The following is a 5,929-nucleotide window of genomic DNA, read 5'->3' as shown; positions in this document are numbered from 1 at the left end:
CCCTTAAACGTGCCGATAAAGTAAAAAGCTTAGGCTCTGTGGCTAAAGAAGGCGTGCATAACGCGCTTGATATGGTGTTTGGTGTCCTTCCTGTTGTTATGGCGATTGGTACACTAGGCCTAGTGGTTGCAGAAGCAACGCCACTGTTCTCTATGCTGGGTGCGCCGTTTGTACCTCTACTAGAACTGCTTAATGTACCAGAAGCAGCTGCAGCGGCAGAAACTATGCTGGTGGGCTTCACTGATATGTACGTCCCATCAATCATCGCTGCGTCATCGGTGAATGCGGATTTAACCAAGTTTGTTGTTGCAGCGCTGTCTGTTACTCAGCTGATTTTCATGTCAGAAACTGGCTCAGTTATCTTAAGCAGTAGGGTGCCAATTAACTTCCTAGAATTGGTGGCAATTTTCCTACTACGTACGTTAGTGACGCTACCGATTATTGTTCTAGTGGCACACGCGATCTTCTAATCGAACTCAATCATTCTGTTCTCAAAGCCCGACAAATAGCTGTTTGTCGGGCTTTTTCTTTGTCAGCTAGCACGCTTGCTTTATGAGCTTGATGAGTAGGTCAAGATCCTGCTTCGCTTGCCCTTGTAGTGGATAGCCCATATTGATTCGAATGCATTCACTATATAAATCGAGCGTGGTAAATAGGTGACCAAGCCGAACATCGAGTTGATTCTGTTCGACACTCTGCGTGACGACTTATTCAGAATCACCAAATTGTTTGCGGTACTGTTGCGGTGACACTCCGACCAAACGGCGAAAGTGATGGCGTAGCGTGGTGGCGTTTTCAAAGCCTGCCATATTGGCTAATCGTTCGATAGAGTGAGGCTCGACTTCTAGCAGACCTTTTGCTCTTTCTACCCGCTGCTGAATGAGCCACTCTTTCGGTGATAGATTGAAACTGGCACGAAATTTCCTATCAAAAGTTCGTCGCGACATGCTTGCTTTTTCGGCTAGGCAACTGATGCTAATACTCTTGTCCAAGTTGCTGTTGGCCCAATCGAGCGCTGACGAAAAGTTGTTGGGCACTTCGAGTATTGGTGTATCGACAAATTGGGCCTGCCCGCCCAATCGGTGCGTGGAGACCACTAAGCGCTTTGCTACCTGATTGGCGATACTGTAGCCAAAGTCATGCCGAATTACTGCTAGTCCTAAATCAAGTGCAGCCGCGCTACCCGCAGAACAGCCGATGTTGCCGTCAAATATGTACAGTACATCGGGTTTGTAGTGGACGTTAGGAAATTGATCACGAAAACTCTGTTCGTACATCCAATGGGTTGTTGCCGTCTTACCGTCAAGTAACCCAAGCTTTGCTAGCAAAAAAGCACCGGAGCAGAGAGTAAGTACCCGTTTACCTTCTTTGGCAAAGCGGATGACTTCATGTTTTATTTTGCTAGGTACCTCGTAGTCCCATGTAGGCCAGCCTGGCACAACGAGTGTGTCGTACTCTTCGAGGCTATTTACCCATTGAGCACTCAAAGTAATGTTACCAGTAGTGTGAATGTCCGAGCTTTCCAACGTAATGACATCAGTGTCGTACCACGAATCAAATTCAGGTCGTGGCAGTGCGAACAGCTCGATGGCACATGACATTTCAAATAGTGTCACATGCTTGTGGGCAAGTATCGCGATGCGTTTCATCTCATTTCCCTATTTAAATGACACTGGCTCATTATTAACGATAATTGTCTTTTAAGCCAATTTATAAACTCAACTATAAGTAGCACTATGTATGTGAGCAATAGGTAAACAAGGAGAAGTTATGACCAGTGCCGTATCTCGTGTACCCGCAGCAGAGAGCCAACAAGCTGTTGAACATTTTGAAAAACTACTTAGGTTCGAAACCGATTGTTGGGATGTCCACCATGCCCTGACCAATGGCCTTCAAGATTTTGTTTTAGTCGATGTCAGAGGAGAGGTGTTGTTCGAACAAGGTCACATTGATGGCGCGATCAACATTCCCCAGCCAAGATTAAATGAAAAGCGATTGGCTGATTATCCGCTCGATACCTTGTTCGTTGTCTATTGCGCAGGGCCACATTGTAATGGCACCGAGAAGGCGGCGATTCGTCTGGCAAAATTGGGACGTCCGGTGAAGAAGATGATTGGTGGGGTTACTGGTTGGTTAGATGAGGGCTTTGAGCTTGTGCCTAGTTAAAGAGCAGCGGAACCCACGCAAGAACGAGAGAATAGGGCTCTATGAACTATGCGGTACATGCATAGTTCATTTGTCTAAATATCATTTGAGTCATCATGTGCGAGGCTCTAAACTTCGCGCTCTTTTTTAACCCATGCTGAGATAATGAATCATGTTTTCTCAATCACTTTTTGCTCAGCTAGTGAGAATGACCTTGTTGCTCGCTTTATGTTTGGTTGCGGTTCACAACTCCCCCAAGTTGTTGGAGCTGTTGGCACAACAGGCAATTAACAGCGGTTGCCACCAAACGACGGGCGACGGTCACGACCATTCTCATCACCATCATCACTAAAGGTTTGCTATGAGCATTTTTCGATTTCCTCCAATAGTTTGGCTTGGGATAGCCATTCTGATTATTTGTCTAGGGATCAGGCAGTCGTTTGGTATTTTCATGATGCCAATCTCAGACTATTTTCAAACAGGTCGAGAGTTCTTTAGCTTCGCTATTGCACTACAAAACTTGTTGTTTGGTGTCTTCCAACCGTTTGTTGGTATGGCAGCGGATCGCTTTGGTGCGAAGAAAATTATCATCGCTGGAGCAATCTCTTATGGACTTGGTCTTTACCTAACGTCAGTGGCGGTTGAGCCGAGTATGCTCTACCTTTCGCTAGGAGTGCTAGTGGGGCTTGGACTGAGCGCGACCAGTTATGTGATCGTTCTTGGCGCGGTAGCTAAAGTTGTGCCAGCGCAGCATGCGGCGAAAGCGTTTGGCTTAACGACAGCAGCGGGATCGTTTGGCATGTTTGCCATGATTCCGGGAGCGCAAACCTTGCTCAGTGATTTTGGTTGGCAAGGAGCGTTACAGGCTTTCGCTATGTTGTGTAGTGCCATGATTGCGTTTGCACTATTTATGAAAAGCGGTAAAGCTTCAGCCACTCAATCTACTGGCAATGCTAATGACGACAACCAAACACTTAAGCAAGCACTTAAAGAAGCATTCGCGCACAAAGGCTATTGGTTGATTCATTTAGGCTTCTTTGTCTGCGGTTTTCATGTGATGTTTATAGCCACTCACTTGCCTAGTTATCTTGCTGATAAACATCTATCTGCATCGACAGCTGCAATGGCGCTAGCTTATGTGGGGATCTTCAATATCTTTGGCTCCTATTTTTGGGGTGTAATGGGTGATAGATTCAATAAGCGCCATGTAATGTCAGCTCTGTATATAGTCAGGACTATAGTGATCGGTGCGTTCGTAACTCTACCAGTTACTGAGCATACCGCAGCAATATTTGGTGCGGCGATCGGTTTCTGTTGGTTGGGTACAGTGCCACTAACATCAGGCTTGGTTCGCCAGATCTTCGGCGCTAAATATTTGTCGACCTTGTATGGTTTGGTGTTTTTTACCCACCAAGTCGGAAGTTTTCTTGGTGCTTGGGCGGGTGGACGAATCTACGATTACTATGGTTCGTATGACCCAATTTGGTGGTCAACGGTTGCACTCGCATTCGCTGCCGCATTGATTCATTTGCCGATTAATGATCAGCCTGTTAGACGTATAGCAGCGGCTTAGTTGTGGTGTGGATTGACTCTTTTTCTGTTCATTTACGTATATTGGACTTGACGAATTAAATGCGTCCAACGCCGTGTTAGAACACCCCAAGTCCAATTAAAACAGATATCCCCTACTGTCCAAATTGTGCGCTGTTGGTTAAGATTCTGGCTAACCAACAAAGAGATATGACCCCAATGGTGAGTTCATCAGTAAGTGGAACAAGTGCTGACGCAAAGGAGGAAACAGTGAAGTTTGATACCGTGAGGCTTATTTTGGGCGATCAGTTAAATCGTCAGCATTCTTGGTTCCAAAGCGTAGATGATTCAGTGCTCTATATAGTCGCTGAGCTACACCAAGAAGCAGAGTACACGCGTCACCACATTCAGAAAGTATGTGCCTTCTTCGCTGCGATGGAGATGTTTGCCCATGAGTTGAAAGAAGAAGGGCATCAGGTATTGCACTTAACCTTGGATGATACTGTTCATTTTGATGACCTTTGCCATTTACTCAATAGATATGTAGAGGATGCGCAAGCTAAGCGTTTTCAGTATCAACGACCTGACGAATATCGGTTGGCTAAGATGCTTGATGGCCTCGTGCTCCAAGAATGTGAAATCGAAATGGTTGAAAGTGAACATTTTTTGCTGCCATTCGAAGAGATTCACGACTACTTTTCCGCTGGAAAACACGTAGTGATGGAACACTTTTATCGCAAAATGAGGAAGCGATTCAATATTCTCGTGGAAGATGGTAAGCCATTTGGCGGAAAGTGGAATTACGATGCGAATAATCGGAATAAGCTTAAGTCGGCAGATATTGAACAGTTACCGTCGCCTTTGATGTTCGACAATCCGATGAATCTTATTTTAGAACGATTGAAGCGACATCGAATTAAAACGATAGGGCAATCTGTTGATAGCTTGCTATGGCCAATTAATCGCAATCAGAGCTTATCTTTGCTCGCTTATTTTTGCCAAGTCTGTTTACCTAATTTTGGTCGATTTCAAGACGCAATGACTTCTCAACATAGCTCGAAATGGAGCTTGAACCACAGTCGTCTATCCTTTTCTATTAACTCAAAGATGCTTCATCCAATGGAAGTGATTGATGCTGCGTTGAGCGCTTATTCTGCAAATCCAGACATCGATATCTCACAGGTTGAAGGGTTTATCCGTCAAATTTTGGGGTGGCGGGAATATATACGAGCGGTCTACTGGGTCAATATGCCCTACTATTCGCAGCTGAACTATCTTGAAGCAGAGAATGCACTGCCGGATTTTTTCTGGACAGGTAAAACGAAAATGGCCTGTATGAGCAATGCGATAGGGCAATCACTAGACTACGCCTATGCACATCATATTCAACGTCTAATGGTGACCGGAAACTTCTGTTTGATTAGTGAAGTGGATCCAAATCAAGTTGATGATTGGTATCTGGGCATCTATGTTGACGCGATAGAGTGGGTAGAGATGCCTAATACCAGAGGTATGGCGCTGTTTGCTGATGGTGGCGTTGTTGGTACCAAACCTTATGCAGCTAGCGGCGCTTACATCAATAGGATGAGCGATTACTGTAAAGCGTGTCACTATGATGTGAAATCAAAAAGTGGAGAGAAATCTTGTCCGATGAATAGCTTGTACTGGCGCTTTATGGTTAAAAATCGAGAGTTGTTAACCAAGAACCCTAGGACTGGCGTTATTTATCGTTCTTGGGATAATCTCGAACAGATGCAGCAGCAAGAAGTACTTGAAACTGCACAGCAATATCTTAGTCAATTGGATAGTCTGTAAGGTTTTTTCGAAGGCATCTGTAAGTATAGAATTCGATGGTAAATCATTGGATTAAGAGTAGTATGTGAGATACTTTTTTAGTCAACTATTTGGATAACATGTTCGCTGAATGGATCACGCCTGAAGCTCTTACTGCTGCGTTTTTAATCTTTCTTGGTTCGTTTGTTCAAACCGCAATCGGGTTTGGCTTAGCCATTGTCGCTGCACCTCTGTTATTTTTAGTCTCTCCTGACTATGTGCCCGCGCCTATCTGCTTAGTTGCACTATTTATATCCTTGCTAAATGCGTTTAAGCATAGGACAAGTGTAGAGATCGGCGGCCTTAAAATGGCGTTGATTGGTCGAGTACCAGGCTCCATCGCGGGTGGCGTGCTGTTGGTGATGGTGTCGACGGACTTACTTGCTCTTTGGCTCGGCTTTTTGGTGTTGTTTGCCGTAGC

The 5,929-nt window shown here is 45.0% G+C and carries 6 protein-coding genes and 2 pseudogenes; 6 read left to right on the top strand and 2 right to left on the bottom strand.

Annotated elements, in window-relative coordinates; all coding sequences use genetic code 11:
* Window positions 1-470: pseudogene (locus QTO00_RS13210) on the top strand (YjiH family protein); the annotation flags it as partial.
* Window positions 471-536: 66 nt separating this feature from the next.
* Here the strand turns inward: QTO00_RS13210 and QTO00_RS13205 are convergent.
* Both QTO00_RS13205 and QTO00_RS13200 read right to left on the bottom strand, forming a co-directional pair.
* A pseudogene (locus QTO00_RS13205) lies at window positions 537-686 on the bottom strand (PLP-dependent aminotransferase family protein); the annotation flags it as partial.
* Between the two features lie 21 nt (window positions 687-707).
* Window positions 708-1,649, bottom strand: coding sequence for a helix-turn-helix domain-containing protein (locus QTO00_RS13200; protein ID WP_331425220.1), 942 nt, complete (start codon window positions 1,647-1,649; stop codon window positions 708-710).
* A gap of 121 nt (window positions 1,650-1,770) precedes the next feature.
* Here QTO00_RS13200 and QTO00_RS13195 point away from each other — a divergent pair, with 121 nt between their 5' ends.
* The 5 genes from QTO00_RS13195 to QTO00_RS13175 form a co-directional block, all read left to right on the top strand.
* On the top strand, window positions 1,771-2,166 hold the full coding sequence (locus QTO00_RS13195; RefSeq protein ID WP_331425219.1) for a rhodanese-like domain-containing protein: 396 nt from the start codon (window positions 1,771-1,773) through the stop codon (window positions 2,164-2,166).
* 151 nt (window positions 2,167-2,317) lie between these two features.
* Window positions 2,318-2,497: a hypothetical protein gene (locus QTO00_RS13190; RefSeq protein ID WP_331425218.1), complete on the top strand. Its 180-nt coding sequence runs from the start codon at window positions 2,318-2,320 to the stop codon at window positions 2,495-2,497.
* Window positions 2,498-2,506: 9 nt separating this feature from the next.
* A complete protein-coding gene (locus QTO00_RS13185) occupies window positions 2,507-3,718 on the top strand; it encodes an MFS transporter (RefSeq protein ID WP_331425217.1) in 1,212 nt (403 codons plus the stop codon).
* Between the two features lie 227 nt (window positions 3,719-3,945).
* Entirely contained in the window at window positions 3,946-5,490 is a 1,545-nt protein-coding gene (locus tag QTO00_RS13180) for a cryptochrome/photolyase family protein (RefSeq protein WP_331425216.1), read from the top strand.
* 98 nt (window positions 5,491-5,588) lie between these two features.
* Window positions 5,589-5,929: TSUP family transporter (locus QTO00_RS13175; protein ID WP_331425215.1), on the top strand; the 341-nt coding region annotated here is incomplete at its 3' end.

Source organism: Vibrio sp. M260118, from assembly GCF_036533755.1.
Taxonomy (GTDB): domain Bacteria; phylum Pseudomonadota; class Gammaproteobacteria; order Enterobacterales; family Vibrionaceae; genus Vibrio.
The sequence above is the reverse complement of the archived record's forward strand: the minus strand, read 5'-3'. Positions and strand labels throughout refer to the sequence as shown.

Excerpts from the sequence above, each read along its gene's own strand:
- QTO00_RS13200 (WP_331425220.1), bottom strand. The coding sequence starts at position 1,649 with ATGAAACGCATCGCGATACTTGCCCACAAGCATGTGACACTATTTGAA.
- QTO00_RS13195 (WP_331425219.1), top strand. The coding sequence starts at position 1,771 with ATGACCAGTGCCGTATCTCGTGTACCCGCAGCAGAGAGCCAACAAGCT.
- QTO00_RS13190 (WP_331425218.1), top strand. The coding sequence starts at position 2,318 with ATGTTTTCTCAATCACTTTTTGCTCAGCTAGTGAGAATGACCTTGTTG.
- QTO00_RS13185 (WP_331425217.1), top strand. The coding sequence starts at position 2,507 with ATGAGCATTTTTCGATTTCCTCCAATAGTTTGGCTTGGGATAGCCATT.